The sequence below is a fragment of the uncultured Acetatifactor sp. genome (genome assembly GCF_948601915.1).
In the GTDB taxonomy this organism is placed as follows: domain Bacteria; phylum Bacillota; class Clostridia; order Lachnospirales; family Lachnospiraceae; genus Acetatifactor.
Window position 1 is genome coordinate 1 of sequence record NZ_CAPDXS010000083.1, and the last position, 21,783, is coordinate 21,783.

General features: G+C 54.2%; 17 protein-coding genes. 13 read left to right on the forward strand and 4 right to left on the reverse strand.

Annotated features, from left to right (window positions below; all coding sequences use genetic code 11):
- The 3 genes from Q2B33_RS14590 to tpiA all read left to right on the forward strand — a co-directional run.
- Positions 1-804 (forward strand): type I glyceraldehyde-3-phosphate dehydrogenase (locus tag Q2B33_RS14590; protein ID WP_300822909.1); only part of this gene is annotated, 804 nt, incomplete at its 5' end.
- Positions 805-949: 145 nt separating this feature from the next.
- The gene (gene pgk, locus Q2B33_RS14595) at positions 950-2,176 is read left to right on the forward strand and encodes a phosphoglycerate kinase (protein ID WP_296477014.1); all 1,227 of its coding nucleotides are present in this window, start codon (positions 950-952) and stop codon (positions 2,174-2,176) included.
- Positions 2,177-2,472: 296 nt separating this feature from the next.
- Complete coding sequence (gene tpiA, locus Q2B33_RS14600) at positions 2,473-3,219, forward strand: triose-phosphate isomerase (RefSeq protein ID WP_296477016.1); 747 nt, start codon at positions 2,473-2,475, stop codon at positions 3,217-3,219.
- A gap of 170 nt (positions 3,220-3,389) precedes the next feature.
- On the opposite strand, the gene Q2B33_RS14605 is transcribed toward tpiA, so the two are convergent.
- Positions 3,390-3,614 carry a helix-turn-helix transcriptional regulator gene (locus Q2B33_RS14605; protein ID WP_300565639.1) on the reverse strand — a complete coding sequence of 75 codons (225 nt, stop codon included), beginning with the start codon at positions 3,612-3,614 and terminating at the stop codon, positions 3,390-3,392.
- A gap of 122 nt (positions 3,615-3,736) precedes the next feature.
- Between Q2B33_RS14605 and Q2B33_RS14610 the strand changes: the two genes are divergently transcribed.
- On the forward strand, positions 3,737-4,123 hold the full coding sequence (locus Q2B33_RS14610; protein ID WP_300565641.1) for a hypothetical protein: 387 nt from the start codon (positions 3,737-3,739) through the stop codon (positions 4,121-4,123).
- Here Q2B33_RS14610 and Q2B33_RS14615 read toward each other — a convergent pair.
- Together Q2B33_RS14615 and Q2B33_RS14620 are read right to left on the reverse strand one after the other, a co-directional pair.
- Positions 4,041-4,688: a helix-turn-helix domain-containing protein gene (locus Q2B33_RS14615; RefSeq protein WP_300565643.1), complete on the reverse strand. Its 648-nt coding sequence runs from the start codon at positions 4,686-4,688 to the stop codon at positions 4,041-4,043. The genes Q2B33_RS14610 and Q2B33_RS14615 overlap by 83 nt on opposite strands.
- Positions 4,666-5,343 carry a DUF3990 domain-containing protein gene (locus tag Q2B33_RS14620; RefSeq protein ID WP_300565645.1) on the reverse strand — a complete coding sequence of 226 codons (678 nt, stop codon included), beginning with the start codon at positions 5,341-5,343 and terminating at the stop codon, positions 4,666-4,668. Before Q2B33_RS14620 ends, Q2B33_RS14615 begins: the two co-directional genes overlap by 23 nt.
- A 358-nt stretch (positions 5,344-5,701) precedes the next feature.
- Between Q2B33_RS14620 and Q2B33_RS14625 the strand changes: the two genes are divergently transcribed.
- The 7 genes from Q2B33_RS14625 (at position 5,702) to Q2B33_RS14655 (ending at position 17,945) form a co-directional block, all read left to right on the forward strand.
- Complete coding sequence (locus tag Q2B33_RS14625; protein WP_300898432.1) at positions 5,702-7,129, forward strand: hypothetical protein; 1,428 nt, start codon at positions 5,702-5,704, stop codon at positions 7,127-7,129.
- Between the two features lie 4 nt (positions 7,130-7,133).
- Complete coding sequence (locus tag Q2B33_RS14630) at positions 7,134-7,988, forward strand: aminoglycoside adenylyltransferase domain-containing protein (RefSeq protein ID WP_300565649.1); 855 nt, start codon at positions 7,134-7,136, stop codon at positions 7,986-7,988.
- Between the two features lie 103 nt (positions 7,989-8,091).
- On the forward strand, positions 8,092-9,312 hold the full coding sequence (locus tag Q2B33_RS14635) for a hypothetical protein (RefSeq protein WP_300565651.1): 1,221 nt from the start codon (positions 8,092-8,094) through the stop codon (positions 9,310-9,312).
- A gap of 12 nt (positions 9,313-9,324) precedes the next feature.
- A complete protein-coding gene (locus Q2B33_RS14640) occupies positions 9,325-10,944 on the forward strand; it encodes a hypothetical protein (protein WP_300565653.1) in 1,620 nt (539 codons plus the stop codon).
- Between the two features lie 105 nt (positions 10,945-11,049).
- Entirely contained in the window at positions 11,050-11,802 is a 753-nt protein-coding gene (locus tag Q2B33_RS14645; RefSeq protein ID WP_300565655.1) for a DUF6063 family protein, read from the forward strand.
- 65 nt (positions 11,803-11,867) lie between these two features.
- Positions 11,868-16,448 carry a hypothetical protein gene (locus Q2B33_RS14650; RefSeq protein ID WP_300565657.1) on the forward strand — a complete coding sequence of 1,527 codons (4,581 nt, stop codon included), beginning with the start codon at positions 11,868-11,870 and terminating at the stop codon, positions 16,446-16,448.
- A 135-nt stretch (positions 16,449-16,583) separates the two neighbouring features.
- Complete coding sequence (locus tag Q2B33_RS14655) at positions 16,584-17,945, forward strand: MATE family efflux transporter (protein ID WP_300815360.1); 1,362 nt, start codon at positions 16,584-16,586, stop codon at positions 17,943-17,945.
- A 9-nt stretch (positions 17,946-17,954) separates the two neighbouring features.
- Here Q2B33_RS14655 and Q2B33_RS14660 read toward each other — a convergent pair whose 3' ends face one another.
- Positions 17,955-19,541 carry an AAA-like domain-containing protein gene (locus tag Q2B33_RS14660; protein ID WP_300565662.1) on the reverse strand — a complete coding sequence of 529 codons (1,587 nt, stop codon included), beginning with the start codon at positions 19,539-19,541 and terminating at the stop codon, positions 17,955-17,957.
- A gap of 514 nt (positions 19,542-20,055) precedes the next feature.
- Here Q2B33_RS14660 and Q2B33_RS14665 point away from each other — a divergent pair.
- Positions 20,056-20,892 (forward strand): transcriptional regulator, encoded by an 837-nt coding sequence (locus Q2B33_RS14665; RefSeq protein WP_300565664.1) that lies wholly within the window; start codon positions 20,056-20,058, stop codon positions 20,890-20,892.
- Between the two features lie 180 nt (positions 20,893-21,072).
- A partial coding sequence (locus tag Q2B33_RS24260; RefSeq protein WP_300819503.1) for a DUF1972 domain-containing protein occupies positions 21,073-21,783 on the forward strand: 711 nt, incomplete at its 3' end.

The following is a 21,783-nucleotide window of genomic DNA, read 5'->3' on the forward strand; positions in this document are numbered from 1 at the left end:
GGCAAGACCATCACTATCTACAAGGAAGCGGACGCTAAGAACCTTCCCTGGGGCGAGCTGAAGGTTGACGTGGTTCTGGAGTGCACAGGCTTCTACACCTCCAAGGAGAAGGCCAGCGCCCATGTTACCGCTGGTGCCCGCAAGGTTGTTATCTCTGCTCCCGCAGGAAATGACCTTCCTACCATCGTTTACAATGTAAACCATGACACCCTGAAGGCAGAGGATACTGTTATCTCCGCAGCTTCCTGCACCACCAACTGCCTGGCTCCCATGGCGAAGGCTCTCAATGACTTCGCTGCTATCCAGAGCGGTATCATGACCACTGTTCACGCTTACACAGGCGACCAGATGATTCTTGACGGACCTCAGAGGAAGGGCGATCTGAGAAGGAGCCGCGCAGGCGCCTGCAACATCGTTCCCAACTCCACCGGCGCTGCCAAGGCTATCGGCCTTGTCATCCCTGAGCTGAACGGCAAGCTGATCGGCTCCGCACAGCGCGTGCCCACCCCTACAGGCTCCACCACCATCCTGGTAGCAGTCGTTAAGGGCGAGGTTACCAAGGAAGGTATCAATGCCGCTATGAAGGCTGCCGCTACCGAGAGCTTCGGCTACAATGAGGATGAGATTGTATCCTCCGACGTAATCGGAAGCACCTATGGCTCCATCTTCGATGCGACCCAGACCATGGTTTCCAAGATGGAAGACGGCAACTCCCTGGTACAGGTTGTTTCCTGGTATGACAATGAGAACAGCTACACCTCTCAGATGGTTCGTACCATTAAGTATTTCAGCGAGCTGGGCTAAGTGTGAGAAGAAGTTCTGTATGGGCATTCTTCCAGGTTTGCACCAGGTTATTTGTGGGAAGTGTATGAATGTAGCGACCTATAAGGGGTCCGGTCTGAGGGACCGGGCCTCTTTTTACGACAATTAAATATGGAGGTTTTGTAAAATGGGATTGAACAAGAAATCCGTTGACGACATCAACGCAAAGGGAAAGAGAGTTCTGGTAAGGTGCGACTTTAACGTACCCTTGAAGAACGGCGAGATTACGGACGAGACCCGTATCGTGGCAGCACTGCCCACGATCAAGAAGCTGATCGACGACGGCGGCAAGGTAATCCTCTGCTCCCATCTGGGCAAGGTGAAGGAAGGCCCCAACGAGAAGGAGTCCCTGGCGCCTGTGGCCAAGAGGCTGTCCGAGAAGCTGGGCAAGGAAGTGGTGTTCGTAGCCGACTACAATGTCACCGGCGAAGCCGCCACCAAGGCTGTGGAGGCTATGCAGGAGGGCGACGTGGTGCTGCTCCAGAATACCCGTTTCCGCGGCAAGGAGGAGACCAAGAACGGCGAGGAGTTCAGCAAGGAGCTGGCTGACCTGGCTGATCTGTACGTATGCGATGCCTTTGGTTCCTCCCACAGGGCACATGCCTCTGTCGAGGGCGTCACCAAGTGCATCACCGCAAAGGGCGGCGAGAATGCGGTTGGATACCTGATGCAGAAGGAGATCAACTTCCTGGGCAATGCGGTGGAGAACCCCGTAAGGCCTTTCGTGGCCATCCTGGGCGGCGCGAAGGTGGCCGACAAGCTGAACGTCATCTCCAACCTGCTGGAGAAGTGCGACACCCTGATCATCGGCGGCGGCATGGCTTACACCTTCTTAAAGGCAAAGGGCTATGAAATCGGCAATTCCCTGGTGGACAATGAGAAGATCGACTACTGCAAGGAGATGATGGAGAAGGCCGAGAAGCTGGGCAAGAAGCTGCTGCTTCCTGTGGATTCTGTCACGGTTGCAGGCTTCCCGAATCCCATCGATGCCCCTGTGGAAGTACAGAACTATGATGTGGAGAACATGCCCGCGGACAGAGAGGGCTGCGATATCGGGCCTAAGACCGCTGCCATGTACGCAGAGGCTGTGAAGAGCGCAAAGACCGTGGTATGGAACGGACCTATGGGCGTATTCGAGAATCCCACCCTGGCGGCAGGCACCATCGCGGTGGCCAAGTCCCTGGCTGAGACAGACGCTACCACCATCATCGGCGGCGGCGATTCCGCGGCAGCCGTGAACCAGCTGGGCTTCGGCGACAAGATGAGCCACATCTCCACCGGCGGCGGCGCGTCCCTGGAGTTCCTGGAGGGCAAGGTGCTTCCCGGCGTTGCGGCGGCGGACGATAAAGCCTGAATCAAATACCCCGCTGCAAGCAACGGGGTATCAAACTTGCAACACTGCAGAGCAGAAAGTGTCCTTCGGACACTTTGGTATTTGACCCTCGCGGCATTCGCCAACTGACCATGCAAGCACGGTCGCTTGGCTCATTGCTTGCGGGAATAAAATCTAAGCCAGCAAAGTACGCAGGCTAAGATTTTCTAAGTCGGGCTTGGAAGAATGCCGAAGCGAGCTATGTTCGCTTTGAGATGGCATTCTTCCGGTCTGGCACAAGTTTTATAAATATTATAGAAAACAGAGGTATAGGAATCATGGCAAGGAAGAAAATTGTAGCCGGAAACTGGAAGATGAACATGACTCCCAGCGAGGCTGTGAAGCTTTGCGGCGAGTTGAAGGATTTGGTAAAGAGCGATAGCGTGGACGTGGTCTACTGCGTTCCCGCAATCGACATCGTGCCCGTTGTGGAGGCCGTAAAAGGGACAAACGTAGCTGTGGGCGCCGAGAATATGTACTTCGAGGAGAAGGGCGCTTACACAGGCGAAATCTCCGCGGCTATGCTGAAGGATGCGGGCGTACAGTACGTCATCATCGGACACTCCGAGAGAAGGGATTACTTCAAGGAGGACGACGCGCTGCTGAACAAGAAGGTGAAAAAGGCCATCGAGGCAGGGCTGACACCGATCCTGTGCTGCGGCGAGTCCTTGGAGCAGCGCGAGATGGGCGTGACCATGGACTGGATTCGTTTCCAGATCAAGTCCGACCTGGTGGGCGTGACCGCGGATCAGGTGAAGGAGATGGTCATCGCCTATGAGCCTATCTGGGCCATCGGCACAGGCAAGACAGCCACCACGGAGCAGGCCCAGGAAGTCTGCAAGGGCATCCGCGACTGCATCGCCGAGATGTACGATGAGGCTACTGCTGCCGCGGTGCGCATCCAGTACGGCGGCTCCGTGAATGCCGGAAACGCGGCAGAGCTGTTCGCCCAGCCGGATATCGACGGCGGCCTGGTAGGCGGCGCTTCTTTGAAGGCTGATTTCGGGAAGATTGTGAACTATTAATTTGTTTCGCTAATATTTACTTAAAAGGGGGCATCGTAAGGTGCCCCCTTTGATAACTTTCAAAATTTCCGCATAATGTTTCATTGGAAATTGATTTTACCTCTACATATGAAACATGCCAAGTTGATAGAAACAGCATTCCAGAGTTCAAGCTCTCTTATGAATAATCATTATTCTTCGTCTTCTTTGCCCGTTTTGTCAGGAGTGAATTCGCAAATATCGTCTAATGTACAATCCTCCAAAACATTCAAAATGTTGTTTAAGGTGTTCACATTCACATTTCCCGTTTTCAGACGCTGTATTTGACTTCTGCTAATTCCCTTGTAAGTGTACAAATGATATTGGCTTATCCCGCGCTCTTTAAGAATCTGAAACAGCCTGTCGAATTTTATCATAATTTGCGGCCTCTTTTTCTTGCTTTTTATCTAATATACCCTTAAAATGGGTACTATAATAGAGATTGAAAAAAGGTACGTACCTCTAAAGGGGTACTAAAGTAAGTGGAGGGAAGTATAAAATGACACATGAAGAATTAATTAAGAGATACAATAGTTATGGCATGGAAGAGAGGGATAAGCAGTTATTTATGGAATACCTTACTATTCTAAATTATATGCCAGATGAGGACTTTTCTAATATTTTAAATATTGAAAATATTAGCGATGCGGAGTTCCTTTCAATATTGGATTTTTATTATCAGCAGGATTGTTATTTGATGTTGTTTAAACTGTTAAGAGATTACAAAGAAAAAAGGCTGGTGAGACCCGATGTGGAAGAAATAAAGTGCATGGAACTTCGAAAGGATTTGGAGGAGCGGATGCTCACGTATGCTCCACCAAATCCTCCATCCTGCAGCAAAGCGCCCGGGCCAGCCGCAGCAGGTTCAGTGCCTGCGTCCGGTTGATGTCGCGCTGGCGCTGCTCGAAGAGCTGAATCTGGCGCAGGCTTACGCCGGACTGCCTGGCCAGCTCGCTCTGGGACAGTCCCGCCAGGGTGCGGAGGCGCTTTAAGTTGGTCTCCGGGTAGGCGGCCTTCATTTTCTCATGCATGATGCCCACGAACCTGGTGATATCCGCCTCATGGAGCGTAGGGTACATGCCGAGGAGCTCGCTTATGGAAACGGCATGATGGATATGTGAAAACGTATATCCGGTAAGCCACTGATAGTAGCAGAGCGCCCACCCCGCCCAGTATTCCGGGGATTTGTCCAGATACATTTCGTCCCTGATGTCGTCGGAGAGCGGCATGCCGCTCTGCTCCATGACCACACGAACCACCTCGCAGCCTGTCATGCCGACTACATATTTGGGGTTCCCGCTCCCGAACTGTGCCGCGATGCCGGAGACGATGAAGCGGACGAAATAATCATCCGCCTCCATATCGCAGGTATTGACCGCAAAATCCATCATATCTCCCAGAACCCGCTGGGCATATGTCAGGTACTCCTCATCGTAAGCGTGAATCTCCATGTTCCATGCCCTCCCTCATGATATCCAGCATAAATATGTCATTTACACCAGCCCCGGTGCGCCTGCTCCTGCGGTATTGGAGCCTGGCCGCCTTGTCCCGCATGGACTTTTTCAGAAAGTACTCCGCCGAGGAGGCATCTTCCGCAGCCAAAAAGCGGATGGAGGAAAAGGATTTTCTGCTTATCAATACAATCTGCTCGCCCGGCTTGCCGAGGTGCATTGCTTCTGAGAGCTGTTGCAATGAAATCCCATTGGCTACGAAATCCTGGGCAAAGGAAAAATAGGAATCATCAGCCCGGTAGCCTATGATGATGTCATATTCTGCGGTATTGATATAGAAATGCTGCTGCAGATAGCGCTTGGCCTCCTCCGCGATGCTGCTGTTTTGCCAATAGGTTCTGTCTTTGGCAAGTATGGCAAGCCAGTTCAGGATACTGTACTCCGGGTCATTTAAATCCAGTACCTTTACTCCGGAGAAATCCAGCTCATATTTGTTGGCATAGCCGTCAGTATTTTTGGCACAGGCCCATTCCCTGGCAAGCTCCAGGCTCTCTGTGCAGTAAAAGCCGCGGCCGTAATCATTCTGCCGGGAGCCCTTGCCATATTCCGGCTTCTCTATGACAGAGACCGAGCCGTGATACACTGTTTTCCGCATGATATCCGCTAAGCTCCTTTCTTTTCCGAGATTTTCCGAAGCTGTAAAAGAGATGATTCCATTATATCGCCAGTGCGATATAAAAGCAAGGAAAAAGAGGAAAGCATAACACTTTCATGACCCACACGACTTATAATGCTTTACTAAGCAGAAACTCGCCTCCCCTCACCATCCCTGAAAATGCCTTGAACCCACTGACCGTTATCCCCAGTGCCAAGGATAATGTCAACAAAAACAACAAAAAGGATGCGCCATACTGAATTGAGATATGAATTGCTAAATCGCCTTTTTCCTGATATAATGGGCGTTAGCACCGTATGTGATTCGGAGAGGAGGTTCGCTTTCCGTGTATTATCTGATGAACAAGGATACAATAGCCGCATCTTTCCATAAAGAGAACAACAGATGGAAGCTGCTGCGGCAGGACGCCGAGCTTCCTCTCGGAAAATTTGAGATAAACGGATGGCTGGAGGACAGAAAGGCCTATAAGCATAACAGCCACCTGAAGCAGCTCATGATAGACTGCGGATGTGAGACCACTGAAGGCTTCATAAAGATCACACATGCCGCATCCATCAATGACTGCTTCTGGATAAAGGAAGAGGATGAGGATGTCAGCTGGAACGACATCTCTTTTTACAGAAATGACTTCAACGCTACGATTTCAAAGCTGGCATTCGAGGGCTTGGGCTTATACGGCGTGCAGATGAGCAGCACTTCCCCGGAGCTGACGACGGATGGATCTTTCCGCAAATGCTGGAGGAAGGAACAGGGGGAGATCTACCTTTATAAAAGGGGAGCTTCCGGCGCGTACAACGCAGGACTGGAGCCCTATTGCGAGGCGCTTGCCTCTGAAATCATCCAAAAGGCCGATCCTACAAGTGTACGATATTCCGTCCTGAAGCTTCGTGGGGAGACGGCAACGAAATGCAAAGCCTTTACCAATGAGGAGGTGGGTTTCGTCCCGCTGAGGAAGCTGGTGGATCGCGGCATCGCTTTGGATGGATTGCTGGAGTTCTTCAACCATCTCGGGTGCAGGGAGCAGTTTCAGAGGATGCTTGTCCTGGATGCCGTGATCTTCAATGTGGACAGGCACCTTGGGAACATTGGCCTGCTTGTAGAGAACGACACCCAAAAGCCCCTTGGCATCGCTCCAAATTTTGATTTTAACTTGTCCATGCTTCCCTATGTGGTGATGGAAGAATTTGAACGGATCGGGACGAAGCTCCTGGACTATAGCCCTGCAATCGGCAATGATTTCACCAGGATAGGGCAGGAGATGCTGACATCAGAGATTAGGAGAGAGATGATAAACCTGCAGGGCTTCCGCTTCTCCTTTCGCGGCAACAGGGAGTTTGCGCCGGCGAGGGTGCTGGCCCTGGAGGAAATGGTGAACCGGCAGATCCAGGCAATCCTCAAGGGGCAGATCCTTTATACCAGAGATGTGTTCGTGCCTCAGGAAAGGGAGCAGGAAATCGATGCTTTTGACAATGCCGATGAGTTAAATGCTGCCGCCGGACTTGTAGAGAAACTGAAGGAAACGGGATGCTTCACTTCTGTCATGGAAGAAATTGGCGAAGACAATCACGTCTTTTCTGTCGCGACATTGCATGAGGGAGATGATTTCATAAATCTGACCATCCGCATGGACAATATGGAGATTTCCTGCGATAGGAACGGGATTGAAGCCGGAATCGAGGAAATCAGCTCCGGATTTGAGGGATTTACAAAGGCATATGACCTGGTCTGCAGAATCGTGGACGCAGAGGGAAATGGGGTGAAATGAGACAATGGACAGAACAAAACGAAATACAGATTATCACAATCTGCTCCAGCGAATTGTACAAAAGAGCGCTGAGATTTTCGGAGACAATCTGACCGGAATCTATCTTCACGGCTCCGCAGTCATGGGCTGTTTTCAGGCACAGAAAAGCGACCTGGATTTGATTTTTGTGGTAGAGCGGGAAATTTCGGATGCTGAGAAGCTGGATTTTCTGGCATATGTGGCGGAATGGAACGGAGAGGCCCCGGAAAAGGGGATTGAGCTCAGCATCGTGAGGGAAAGCTTCTGCAGGCCATTTGTCTACCCCACTCCCTTTGAGCTGCATTTCTCTCAGGCCCATCTAAAGTGGTATCAGGAGAATCCTCAGGACTATGTGGAGAAGATGAAGGGCGTGGACAGGGACTTGGCCGCGCATTTCACGATTATCGAAAGATTCGGGACCTCGCTGTACGGAAAGCCCGTGCCCCGGGTCTTCGGCCCGGTTCCCAGGGAGGACTATACAGACAGCATCGTCTCTGACATGGAGGAGGCAAAAGAGGACATCCTGGAGAATCCGGTGTATGTCATCTTGAACCTTTGCAGAGTGCTGGCCTATCTAAAGGGCGGAGAATGTGCCGGGGAGGAGCCGTCCGCTTCCATGGCTTCCCCAGAGCCGCTTATCCTCTCGAAAAAGGGAGGCGGCGAATGGGGGTTGAAGTTCCTGCCGCAGGGATTCAGAGGCCTCATAGAGACAGCCCTCGTCTGCTACAGGGACGGCACGGACATGACCGTGCAGGCAGAAGAAGGGGAATGCTTTGCCGAGTATATGCTGACTGAAATACGGAAAAACTTGGAAGCAGAACCATTGGAAATGGGACCATAAAAAGCGTTCAGCTGCTCTAACTGCCATTGGCCGCATGCCGTCAGTGCAAAACGGGCGATGGGGATAGGCCGTGCAGGAAAACGCGGCAGAAGGGAGAAGAGGCATGAAGAAAATCTCGCTGGAGCAATTGCAGAAGGAGAGCCGGACGGAATCCTACCCGGAGCAGTACCGCTACATCTGCGCCCGGATAGAAGAGAACAAAATCATGCCCGTGAAAAACTCCCCGCTGAACGGGAAGAAGCCGGCCCTGCATACAAGCTACTGGCTCGTGGAGGAGAAGCCGGATTACGGAGAGGAGGTAGCTGAGCTGCAGTTTCAGACAGTGCCCGCCATCCGGACCGACTATTACTTAAAGAACCCGGAGGTCTACCGGCAGGAGCGGAAATGGGTCAGGCTCCTGAACCGCTTTTTCCTGGAGCGGAGCGAGGCCGGAAGCCGGAATCTCTCCCCTGCGTCCCTGAACGAGAGGAGCTTCCAGATATGGGGCAGGGAGAAATTCCTGCAGAGGGAGCAGGGGAGGAAAATCCTGGCCCACTGCGGTATCAGTCTGGAGGAACTGCATGTCTACCGCACCACAGAGCCTCTGGCCTATTACTCCCGCACCCGCCAGGTTCCCCAGACCATACTGATCCTGGAGAACAAGGACACCTTCTATACCATGCGCAGGTGGCTGATGGGGGAGGCAGGCGGCATGGCGGCTTCCGGAAATAAGGCAGGCGGGCGTGATTTCGCGGACAAGGCTCCTGCAAAGTCTGGAAGGGCTGTAGGGACCGGCACAGACGGATCGGACAGAGCAGACGGGACGGGCAGAGCAGGCGGAGCGGACGGACCAGACGGACCGGGAGAGGCAGCGGAGGCGCGACAGACCGGGGAACCGCCTTTCCACAGGATATTCGGCAGCGAAATAGCCACAGTCATCTACGGCGCGGGAAAGGGGATCCTGCGCTCCTTCGAGGATTTCCGTTTCTGCGTGGAACCCCATATCAACCACCCGGAGAATGAAATCCTGTATTTCGGAGATTTGGACTACGAGGGGATAGGCATCTATGAAAGGCTGGCCGCGCTTTTCGCAGCCGGGGAGGAAACAGTCGAGCGTACCGGAAGACATGAGATAAAGCCATTCATCCGGGCCTACGAAAAAATGATGGATAAAGCGCGGGGATACGACAATGACTTCCTGCCCGACATGAGCGGGAACCAGAACCGAAACCTGTCGGGCCTGTTCTTTCGATATTTTTCCCATGAGACAAAAGAAGCGATGATACAGCTCCTGGAGGCCGGAAAGTACATCCCCCAGGAAATCGTGGCGATTACGGATTTTTGAGAGGGCCAGACCATGCAATATGAATTCCTGAAGCATTTCCCCAGGCGCATGAAGCATGTGGGGGCATACGCGCTGCTGTTCGCAAACAGCAGCCAGAAGACCATCTGGAAGCAGTACGGATTCCTGAAGCTGGACGAGCAGGTCAATGTCATCTTCGCCCTATTGCTCTACCTCATGGAGCAGTCCCTGAAGGAGGAGAACTGCACCATAGACGACATCGGGGCCTACATGGACAGCCTGAACATGCGCTACTTTGGCAGGAACATGAGCTACGAGGACTGCAAGAGCCTGGGGGACTTCATCATCAATGTAGTCCTCTCCAACGAGGGCAAGGCCATGTATTTCGACGGATACGACTTCGAGGAGAGGGCATACCGCACCATGAACATCAGCTACGTGGCCAACCGCATCGTCTATGTGGACGCCGAGGTGCGCAGGACATCCTATTACCTCACCGAGGACGGCTACAATCTGCTGCTCTCCACCCTGGAAATCGAGAACAACATGAAGATCACCATCCACGAGATGATCTTCCGGATGCACCTGGAGAAGCAGAGCTACGACCGGGCCGTGGACGACATCAAGAACGTGTTCAACCTGCTGCGCATCCAGCTCCAGAAAATCGAAGAGGCCATGGGCCGGATCCGCAGGAATGCCCTGAGCTATTCCGTGGCTGACTACGAGTCTGTATTAGAGGCCAACCTGGACACCATCAGCGACACCAAGCAGAAGTTTCTGGGCTACCGGGAGCTGGTGAAGGCCAGGGCCAGAGAGCTGGAGGAGATGAACCTGAACGTCCGGCGGCTGGACGAGAAGGAGGAGGAGAAGCTGAGGAACTTAAGTGTGATCGAGAGCTACCTGAACCGCACCATCGATGAGCACCAGAAGATCCTGAGCAGCCATTTCGACCTGAAGGCCCTGTATACCAAAGAACTGGAGCAGTTGTCCCAGATGTCCTTTATCCGGCGTTTCTCCCTGCGCAGCGACTTGTATGAGAAAATCCTGGAGCGCCCGGAGGGGCTGGAGCGCATGGAGATTTTCCTGCGCCCGCTCTTTGGCAACGAGCCGGATAAGATATATAATCTGAAGAAATCCACAGAGCTGCAGCGGCCCCTCCGAAAGAAGGGGGAGGACGAGGCGGGGGCTGTGATGGAGTTCGGGGACGAGCGCTGGATGGAGGAGGAAGAGCGGCGCATGCGGCAGAAGCTGGCGCAGTATGAGGATTGCGTCCTGTTCCTGCTGCGCAGGGCCCTGGAGACCAAGTCGGGAGAGGTGTCTTTGGAGGAAATCCGCCGGGCCATGGACGGGGAGGAAGCCGGGGAAAGCTTCTCCGCGCTGCTGCCCAGCGTGCAGATCTTCAAGGAGGTCATGGTGGAGCTGCTGCGGGGCAGGGAGATCGATGTCGAGGTCCTGCGGGAGGAGCGGCGGAATTTCATCGGCGAGTCCTCCGGCGGCTTCCAGCTCAACGAGACGCTGCTGAACCTGATCGACGCCCACGGCCTGCCTGTCAGGAAGGTCACGGTCTACCGGATAGAGGACGGGAAGGTGATTTCCTTTGAGAACGTGCCCTACGAAGGGGGCGTGGGGAAAAATATCTGCTGCTCCAATGTGCTGCTGCGGGTGACGGTGTGAGGGGAACCAGGAAGCGAAGGAGGGGTTCGCTAAGGGATCGCAGGCCTCCCTGCGTGAGGCTTCTTCCGGCCCGGCATCAATGGCAAGTGAGAAAAGGAGAGTAACATGGCATATGAAATAGAGGACATCCGCACAAGCCAGGAGATATTCTACTACCTCCTGGAGCACCACGAGATGAGCGAGGAGGCCCAGGAGCGGCTGTTCCGCGGTTATGCGGAGAACGAGCGGATCCAGAACCTGGTGAAGTCCCAGGGGGAGGCCGCCGAGTGCGACATCGAGCGCTACGGGGATGTAGTCTACCTGATCCCCAGGGAGGACAACACCTTCCTGGGCTTCTCCAAGGCCCAGCTAAAGCAATTGCTGTGCAAATCCGGCGGAACGGACAAGGACTATTACCTCTCTCAGTTCGTCATACTGACATTGCTGGTGGAATTCTATGACGGACAGGGGGCCACCAGCAAGACCAGGGACTACATGCGCGTAGGAGAACTGCAGAACTGCGTCTCCGTCCGCCTACGGGAGGGCGCGGAGCGGGCGGAGGAGGACGGGGAGGAGGGAGCTTCCGGGGGAGGAGGGCATTCCGGCGGGGAGCGCCTGGGCCTGGCCTTCTCCAACATGATCGAGGCCTATGAGGCCCTGCGCTCCGACGAGCGCGGCTCCCGGGCCAAGACCACCAAGGAGGGCTTCCTCTACAACATCCTGAACTTCCTCCAGAAGCAGGGCTTGATAGAGTATGTGGAGGAGGACGAGATGATCAAGACCACCAAGAAGCTGGATCAGTTCATGGACTGGAACCTGCTGAACCAGAACCATTTCCAGCGGGTGCGCAGAATCCTGGAAGGAGGGAGTGTGCACTGATTGTCCTTGAAAACAGAACTGTGTTCCGGTGTATGCGCCGACTGCATCGGCGGGGAGGTATAAATGTGAGCAAAATCAACGCAGTACGACTGATCAACCTGAACTATAACAACAATGCCATCCGCATCAGCGACGAGACCTTCCGGCTCCACGGCGAGAGCACTTTGCTTTCCCTGCGGAACGGAGGCGGGAAGTCCGTGCTGGTGCAGATGATGATGGCCCCCTTTGTGCACAGGCGCTACCAGAATGCCAAGGACCGTCCCTTTGCCAGCTACTTCACCACCAACAAGCCCACCTTCATCCTGGTGGAGTGGAAGCTGGATCAGGGGGCCGGGTATGTGCTCACCGGCATGATGGTGCGGAAGAGCCAGGAGATATCCGAGGAGCGCCAGGATGAACTGGAAATCGTTAATTTCATATCGGAATACAAGACGAGGTGCCAGCAGGACATCGACCATCTCCCTGTGGTGGAGAAGACCAAAAAGGATGTGACCCTGAAGGGCTTCGCCGCCTGCAGACAGCTTTTCGACACCTATAAGCGGGAGCGGGGCGTCCCCTTCTTCTACTATGACATGAACAACACGGCCCAGGCCAGGCAGTATTTTAACAAGCTGGCGGAATATCGGATCTACTATAAGGAATGGGAGACCATCATCAAAAAGGTCAACCTGAAGGAATCCGGCCTGTCGGATTTGTTCGCGGACTGCCGGGACGAGAAGGGCCTGGTGGAGAAATGGTTCCTGGAGGCCGTGGAGAACAAGCTGAACCAGGACAGGAACCGGATGAAGGAATTCCAGGGCATCATGGAGAAGTACACGGGCCAGTACAGGGACAACCGCTCCAAAATCCAACGCCGGGACACCATCCGGGCCTTTGGACGGGAGGCGGAGCAGGTGCGGGCACAGGCTTTGGGCTACCGGGAAGTGTCCAGGCAGCTCAAGGCCCAGAGGCTCCGGATAGGGGACTTCATCCGCAGGCTCCATAAGCTGGAGGAGCAGGAGGAGGAAAAAGCCGGGGCGGTGGGCGAGCGCCTGGAGGGGCTGGCCCGGGAGTTAGAGCAATTGGAGTATGGGAAGCTGTCCAGGGAGTTCCATGAAATCGCCCAGAGGGAGAGATATGCCCAGAGCAATCTGGAGATGCTGCGGATGGAGGAAGAGGGCCTGGAGCGGAGGCGGGGGGAGATTCTCCGTAAGCTCCATGTGCTGGCCTGCGGAAAGCAGCAGGAAACCGTGAAGGATTCCGGGCAGGAACTGGACAAGGAGAGGCAGCGCCTGGATTTTGTCAGAGAGAAGAAGGAGAACCTGGAGCCGGAGCGGATGGCCCTGGGCGGGAAGCTGCGGCAGTACTATGCCGGGCTGAAGGCCGGGAAGGAGGCGGAGCAGGCGCAGTGCCAGGAGGCCGTGGAGGGCCTGATCCAGGAGAGGCAGCAGGGCATCCGGAAGCTGGAGGAGCTGCGGGAGACGGAGAACGGCCTGACGGAGGAGGCCGGAGCGCTGAACGCCCGCATCCGGATGTTCGATGAGGCGGAGGACAGGTTCAACCAGGAGTACGCCGCGCGCTCTGTGGAACCGGGGCATTTCAGGGAACCGGGGCGTTCTGTGGACTCGGGGCGTTCCATGGAAGAAAAGCATTCCATGGAAGAAGAGCGTGCCATGGATTCGGGCCCTTCCGGGGAGGCGTGGAACCGGAACCTTCTGGGAGAGTACGAGGCGGGCGCGCTGGAAATCAGGCAGGCGGAGTACGAGAAGGAGCTGGGCGCCTCGGAGGCTGACCGGCGGGCCGCGAAGAAGGACATAGAGCAGTACAGGGAGCAGGTCAAAGCCACCAGGAGGCTGGTGGAGGACAAGCTGGCCGAGCGGAGCCGCCTGGAGGCCAACAGGAAAGAGGCGGGAAGGCTGCTACAGGACTACGACAGGGAGCTGGCGGAGCGCAGCGTCATATTGCGATACGTGGGAATGGCGCAGGAGGATGCGTTCGACACGGAGAAGCTCCTGGCCGGGGTGCACAGGAAGCTCCTGGACGCGGATCTGGCCAGGCAGGGCCTGGAGAAGGAGCTGGATGCCCTGGAAAAGGAGTACCGCAGGCTGGCCCAGGGACAGGTGCTGGAGCTGTCAGAGGAATTCCGGGGGATGCTGGAGGAGGCCGGGATCCATTATGTCTACGGCTGCGAGTGGCTTCGGAAGAACCAGTTCTCCCCGGAGAGGAACAGGCAGTTGGTGGCCAGGCAGCCCTTCCTCCCCTATTCCCTGATTTTGTCGGGCCAGGAGCTGGAACGTCTGCGGGGGCTGCCGGATCAGGTCTATACCTCCGCGCCGGTTCCCATACTGATCCGCCAGGAGCTGGAGGGGCAGGGCAGCGCCGCGGAGGGGACAGTGCAGTCATTCGGTGAACTGCATTTTTATGTATGGTTCAACGACAACCTGCTGGAGGAAGAAAAGCTCAGGGACATGCTGGCGCAGCTGGATGTCCGGAGAGGGAAGCTGCGCAGGGCCATCGACACCCGCCAGGCCGAATACATGGAATACGTAAGCCATCAGGAGAAGGTCAAGGGCCAGAAGGTGTCGAAGAGCGCCTATGAGACGGTAAAGGCGGAAATCGCCGGACAGGAGAAGGGCCTTGCCGCCCTGGAGCAGGAGATCCTTAGGGGCAGGGAGGAGCTGGAGGCCCTGGAGGAGCGCCAGGCCGGGCGGGAACAGGACGCGGCAGGCCTGGACAGGGCCATTGCCTGGCAGGCCAGGAGGCTTGCGGACTTTGGGAGATTCCGCGAAAGCTACCGGGAATACCGGGGGCACTGCCATGCCCTGGAGAAGGTCCGGCAGGAAAAGGAGCGGGTGCAGAACCTCCAGAAGCTGGAGACGGAGAAGAATGCCAGGCGGGAGCAGATGCTGGAGACGGAGAAGAACCGCCTGGCGCTGCTGGAGCGGGACGGCCGGGCCTGCGGGGAGAAGCTGGAGACATACAGGCAGTATCCTTCTCCGGAGGAAAGCGGGGAGACCTTCACGGAGGCACAGGCCAGGGAGGCCGAGAGCCGCTTTGAAATCATCACCAACGGAATCAGCGCCCGGCAGAAGGAGCTGGAGGAGCGCGTCCGCAGCGCCCAGAAGCGGTACGACAGAGATTTGGAGGAGCTGGAGGCCCTGGCGAAGAAGCACGGCCTGGCCCGGGAGGACTGGGAGGCCGTGGCCTATGACAGGAAGGAGGAGACCCACCAGGAGATCCAACTGGAGGATCAGGACAGGAAGCTGGAGAAACAGAGGAACCTCATCCACAGGGAGGAAATCCAATGCGCGCTTCTGCGCCAGGAAAAAGACGGAAAACTGAGAGAAATCAGGGAGCGCTGCCAGAGGGAGGAGCCTGTCCCCAGGGAGGAGATCCAGACCATACGCTTCGAGGACGCCATCCGGGAGCTGGAGTACCGGCAGAAGGAGGCCCGGAAGGAGAAGGAGCTGACAGACAGAAGGGTACAGGATTACAGGAGCAACCTGACGGCGCTGGCAGAATATGAGGAATTCGCGGAGGAAGAGCCGACGGCTGGGCCGGATGATTCGCAGATGCCGGAAGGCCAGGGCCCGGAGGCCATAGTCTGGGAGTTCGACCTGGGCGCCTTGAGCGGGGCGGAGCTGACGAAGCAGAAGGGCCTGCTGATCCGGGACTACAATGCCGGCCTGGAACAGCGCGGCCAGGCAAGGGCATCCCTGGACCGGGCGCTGAACCGGATGGTCAGGATGGAGGAATTTGGGGAGGACTTCTACCGGAAGCCCCTGGAGGCCATGCTGCAGCTGACGGAGGATGCGGAGCGGGTCATCAGGCAGCTGGACACCACCATAGCCTCCTACGACAGCCTGATGGAGAAGCTCCAGGTGGACATCTCCATGGTGGAGAAGGAAAAGGAGAAGATCACGGAGCTCTTCGGGGATTACCTGAAAGAGGTGCACGAGAACCTGGGCAGGATCGACCGCAATTCCACCATCACCGTCAGAGAGCGGCCCGTGAAGATGCTGCGGGTGGAGCCGCCGGACTGGGCGGAGAACGAGAGCATGTTCGCCCTGCGGCTCCAGGATTATATCGACGACGTGACAGCCAGGGGAATCGCCCTGCTGGAGGAGAACGGAAACCTGCAGGAATTTTTGGGCACGCGGATCACCACCAGGGGGCTCTATGACGCGGTGGTGGGAATCGGCAACATCCAGATCCGCCTGTACAAGATTGAGGAACAGCGGGAATACCCCATCACCTGGGCGGACGTGGCGAAGAACTCCGGCGGGGAGGGCTTTCTGTCCGCGTTCGTCATCCTGTCGGCGCTGCTATACTATATGCGGAAGGACGACACGGATCTCTTCGCCGATCTGAACGAGGGCAAGGTGCTGCTCATGGACAACCCCTTCGCCCAGACCAATGCCTCCCATCTGCTGAAGCCCCTGATGGACATGGCGAAGAAGGCCAACACCCAGTTGATTTGCCTGACGGGACTGGGCGGGGAGTCCATCTACAACCGGTTCGACAATATCTACGTCCTGACATTGATCGCCGCCAACCTGCGAAACGACATGCAGTACCTGCGGGCGGAGCACATGCGGGGGTCTGAGGAGGAGACTATATTGGCGACCCAGATCGAGGTGATGGAGCAGCAGGAGTTCGTGTTCTAAGGGGGCGGATTCCGGGCAATCCGCTCTGCCGGGCTGCGCCAGGGGAGAGATGGGATAGGAAAACGCAGCAGGGCCGGGCAAGTGATGACGACATGGAAAGAGGAGCAGAACAGGAGAAAAACGATGAAACGCGCAATGACATATGAAGAAAAGTATAAAATGATGGTGGAGACCCCTGTGAACAAGCTGATTCCCCGGCTGGCGGTGCCCACCATCATCAGCATGCTGATTACCTCGATTTACAACATGGCGGACACCTTTTTTGTAAGCCAATTGAGCACCAGCGCCTCCGGCGCCGTGGGCGTGAACTTCTCTTTGATGGCCATGATCCAGGCCATAGGTTTTACGCTGGGCATGGGAAGCGGCAACTACATGTCCCGGATGCTGGGGGCGAAGGAACAGGACAGGGCCCAGAGGGCCTGCTCCACTGCCGTGTACACCGCGTTCGTCCTGGGGCTGCTGCTGGCGGTGTTCGGCATCTGGAACATGGATGCCCTGGTGCGGGTACTGGGGGCCACGGAGACCATAGCGCCCTATGCCAGGGATTACGGGAAATACATCCTGATTGCCGCGCCCTACATGACCGTGTCCTTCGTGTTCAACAACCACCTGCGCTCCCAGGGAAACGCGGCCCTGTCCATGCTTGGAATCACGGCCGGAGGCGTGCTGAACGTCATTCTGGATCCGGTGCTGATATTCGGGTTCAAGATGGGCATCTCCGGCGCTGCAATCGCCACGATCTTCAGCCAGTTCGTCAGCTTCCTGATCCTGCTGACCCTGGTGATTCGGTCGGGGAACGTGCTGAAGCCCCACCCGAAGTTCTTCACCATGAAGGGATGGGTGTATAAGGAGATATTGTCGGCGGGGATGCCCACCCTGGGACGCCAGGGCCTGGCCAGCGTGGCTTCCGTGCTGCTGAACGTGGCGGCGTCGGGCTTCGGGGACGCGGCGGTGGCGGCTATGTCCATCGTCACCAGGATCATGATGTTCATCAACTCGGCGCTGATTGGCTTCGGCCAGGGCTTCCAGCCCGTGTGCGGCTTCAACTTCGGTGCGAAGCGTTACGGGCGGGTGCTGGAGGCGTATTATTTCTGCCGCAGGGTGGCCTTCGTGTTTCTGCTGGTGATGGCGGTGGTGATGTTCGCCGTATCCACGCCTATCATGCGCTTGTTCCGGCGGGAAGACGCTGAAGTAGTCAAGATAGGGGCCCTGGCGCTGAAGATGCAGTGCGTGCTGCTGCCGATTCAGTCCTTCACTATTATCGGGAATATGCTGACCCAGTCCATCGGCTACAGCTTCCGGGCTACGCTTACGGCTATAGGGAAGCAGGGGCTGTTCTTCATCCCGGCGATTTTGATTCTGCCGGGGATATATGGGGTCCTGGGGCTGCAGTTGGCCCAGCCGGTGGCGGATCTGCTGACTTTTGTGCTGACGCAGGTGATTGTGGTGATGGTGGTGCAGGAGTTGAAGGGGATGGAAAAGGAGGCGCAAGGTTAGCGCCTCCCCTTAAACCACTGCCTCCACAATGGTTCTGTCTTCTATCCGTATTCTCTTCATCCCGACTGTCTTCTTTTTATTGAAGTTGAAGCTGAGCATATATCCTTTCTCCTGACGGAAATAATCCAGATATTCAAGTAGCTGTTTTTCTCCCCTTTCATTGTATTCGTTGCCATGCCATATTTTGAGCTCCACTACAAGCTGCTCTCCGAGATAATCCACTATCACATCTGTCCTCTTGGCATCTCTGGTCTGGGCTTCGACATAATAATTCCCGGTTCCATTGATGATTGGCTTTAGATACAGCAGGAAGAACTTACGGCCGTAGGCTTCGATGAATTTTTCGTCATTGTCTCCATAGATATCTGTAAAATGCTCTACGAACTTTGCCAGCACCAGCTCCATATCAAGCCGATTTCCCGTAATGAACTGATTCTTGCTGCCCTGGCTATAGAAATACATGTCGCTTGTCACGGCCTCTTCCGCAATAAATAAATCCAGCAGATACATCTCAAAGATACGGTTCGCCACAGCTACATATCCGTTTTCATCTTTTAGAAATCCGAACATAAGCCCCAGGTCGATGGATTTTTCTGCAGGACTGAAAGGTATTTTCCTGCCCTGATACAGAATCTGCTCTATCATGTTCCGCAAATCCGGATACATATCGAATTGTTTTGTCATACTGTCAAAAAGAGGGGGCTTTGATTTTAAGATGATTTTGACTGCCTCAACGATACCCTCCTTTGTCCATATGCTTCTTTTATCCGAAAACTTTTGCATTTCCGGCAGTTCCTCGTCCATTGTTTTGCAGATTGCCGACACCAGATAGGGATAACCTGAGGTATATCGATAAAGCTCAGCGGCTAATTCCTCTATGGGCATTCCGGTCTGATGGTCTGATTCATAGCCCCGGAGCATTCCTGCAATCTGTTCAGCCGAAAAGTCCATATCCATTGCAAACTTTGCCGCAATGTTCCATGGACTATTATACCGCTGTTCTTCTGAGGGGCGCATTTTCAGCTTCAGATTCTTGATGTCATATACACCTGCCAGGACTACGGAATGAAAGGCCGGTTTTTTTGCCCTGCTTAGGTAATATCTTCGAAGCAGCGCAAGGAAGTCGATGAATACCTGATTGTTGGAAGCGCTGTCAACCTCGTCAATCATGAGTATCACAGGCTGTTTTGACATTCCGCATATCTGACTGAATCGGGTAAACATCTCTGTCATGTCATACTGGCCGTCCAGGATCTGGAGAAATTCTTCTTTCCGCTTTGCGTCTAAAGAGCCTACCGCATAATCTTCCAGCGCGCCCTTAAAACATCTGATGATTCCCTTTACGAAGCTGGACTCATCTTGGAAGACAGAGGTGGTCAGATCTTGAAAGTCAAAGAACAGTACCAGGTAATCTGTCTTCAGATAGTCGGCTAGAAGGAGCAAGGTGGTCGTTTTACCGTACTGCCGGCCGCGGTTGATGATGAAATAGGTACCTCTCTCGATGTATCGCTCTTTTATGGTCTTCAGGCGCTGGTCGAGGTTTACCATATAATGGATATCAGGGTTGCACTGGCCTTCTGTATTGAAATACTTCATCCTGTTCCTCCCTTTCTGCATTGCCATTGAGACGGGGTGTCCGGTAGATTCATTTTAACATTGTGTCTGGATGCTGTAAAGGTAAAAGCAGGGGAAGATTTGTGGGGATTGGGGCTATAAGACAAAAAAGTTCGCCTTAGTGGTATGTAAGGCGAACTTTTTATTATATTTTACATCTTAAAACAAAATTCATTATAATGCAAGCCTAATTTCATTTTTCTCATTATTTGGAGATTCTGACATTTTTGATGGATTTTAGCATAATTCTCTATGTGTTTTGCTGAATTTTACTGTTTGAACAGGGCATATCTGTCCATCAGGGAACCTCTTCTTCTTTTTGTACCTGGAATTTCATGAATTTTACAGGACGAAAAAAGTTCGCCTTACATACCACTAAGGCGAACTTTCCAGAGGGTATGACAGGGCACTGCGGTAGCTGATGTTGTTGGATTAGCCTGGAACGGACGCATTTTGAGCCAGGTAGGGCATAGGTTCTGATTGCAGGTGAGCGCTGATGGCAGAGAGGTGGAAGATATCAGGGATGGCCAATGTGGAATGCCATAGGAGGCAAAAGCAGCTTCCTGTGAAAGAGTACACTAGAAAGCAAAGGCAGCTTTCTAGTGTCAAGTATTATGATGAAATGCGCAGGCTTGGCTGCTTCACCGTGCGGGATGTGGCTGATATGGTGGACGAGCAGTCCACCGTCACCTATGTGGTGAACGATTACCAGCGCAGGGGCTATATCGACCGGATACACCGCAACCTCTATGCCGTGATGGACAGGAATACAGGCCAGCCGGTGCTGACGCGGTATCAGATTGGCAGCAGGCTCTTCCCGGATGCATATATCGCCCTCTACAGTGCTTTCGAGGCCTGGGGATATGCGCCGCAGGCCGGTGGCGAGGTGTATGTAGCCACGGAGAGCCGATTCACGGACTTCCGGTATAATGGGGTCTTCTACCGCCAGGTGAAGCGGAGGGAGGCCGACATAGAGCAGGTTGGCGGCGCTATGGTGACCGGCCTGGAGCAGACGGTGGTGGACAGCATCCACAATTGCGACAAGGTCGCCGGGCTGGAGAGGATAGCGGAGTGCATCATGCGGCTGCCGACGCTGGATCCGGACAGGCTACTTAAGTGCCTGGAGAGGTATGGGAAGGGGTTCCTTTATCAGAAGTGCGGGTATGTGCTGGAGCAGTTACAGAGTTATGTGAAGCTGCCGGAGAGGTTCTACCGGGAATGCCGGGAGAGGTGTCCGGGGACAGTGCGGTATGTGGGGAAGGGGACGGGGGAGTTGGTGTATTGTAAGGGGTGGGGGATTTATGCGCCGTATCTTAATGTAGAACAAATATGATTAAGACATTATCTTTTATAAATCCTAAACTAGAGGGAGGTTCTCGTATGCAGCATGTATTTATAGTTAGTGTAGCAGTAATAATAGGCACGACAGATAGCAGGGAGATATCAGCGTGAAAGATGATGGGGATAAAAGCGTGTGGATTACATGAAAGAAAAAAGTTAGGAGCATGGATGTATGGAAGCACAGCATGTATTTCTGGTGGGTGCTAAGGGGCTTGCTAGTTACGGAGGTTACGAAACCTTTATAAATAAGCTGACAGAATACCACAAGAACAATGGCAGAATTAAATATCATGTGGCCTGCAAGGCGAACGGCTCCGGCTGTATGGATCCGAAGAAGACTGAAGGCGCGGTGATGCTTTCAGACCATGAGTTTCTGTATCACAATGCTCACTGCTTTCTTATCCACGTTCCAGAGAAAATAGGTTCAGCACAGGCAATCTATTATGATGTGGTTGCTTTGAGGGAATGTATTCGGCTTATTAAGGAACAGAAGATAAAGCATCCTATCGTCTATATCATGGCCTGCCGGATTGGATTATTTATGAGGCGCTTCTACAAAGAAATCCACAAACTGGGCGGAAAAGTTTATCTTAATCCGGATGGACATGAATGGATGAGAGCCAAGTGGAGTAAACCGATTCAAAAGTATTGGAAGATATCAGAGCAGATGATGATTAAATGGTCTGATTTTGTAATCTGCGATTCTATTAATATTGAGAAGTATATCCACAAATGCTACGATGGAAAGGGTATCAAAGGAAGAAGTCCAAAGACTATATATGTTGCTTACGGTGCGGAAACCCGGAAGAGCAAATTGGCCGATGACGATGAAAAGCTGTTGGCTTGGTATAAGAGCAAAGGAATAAAGCCACATGAATATTAT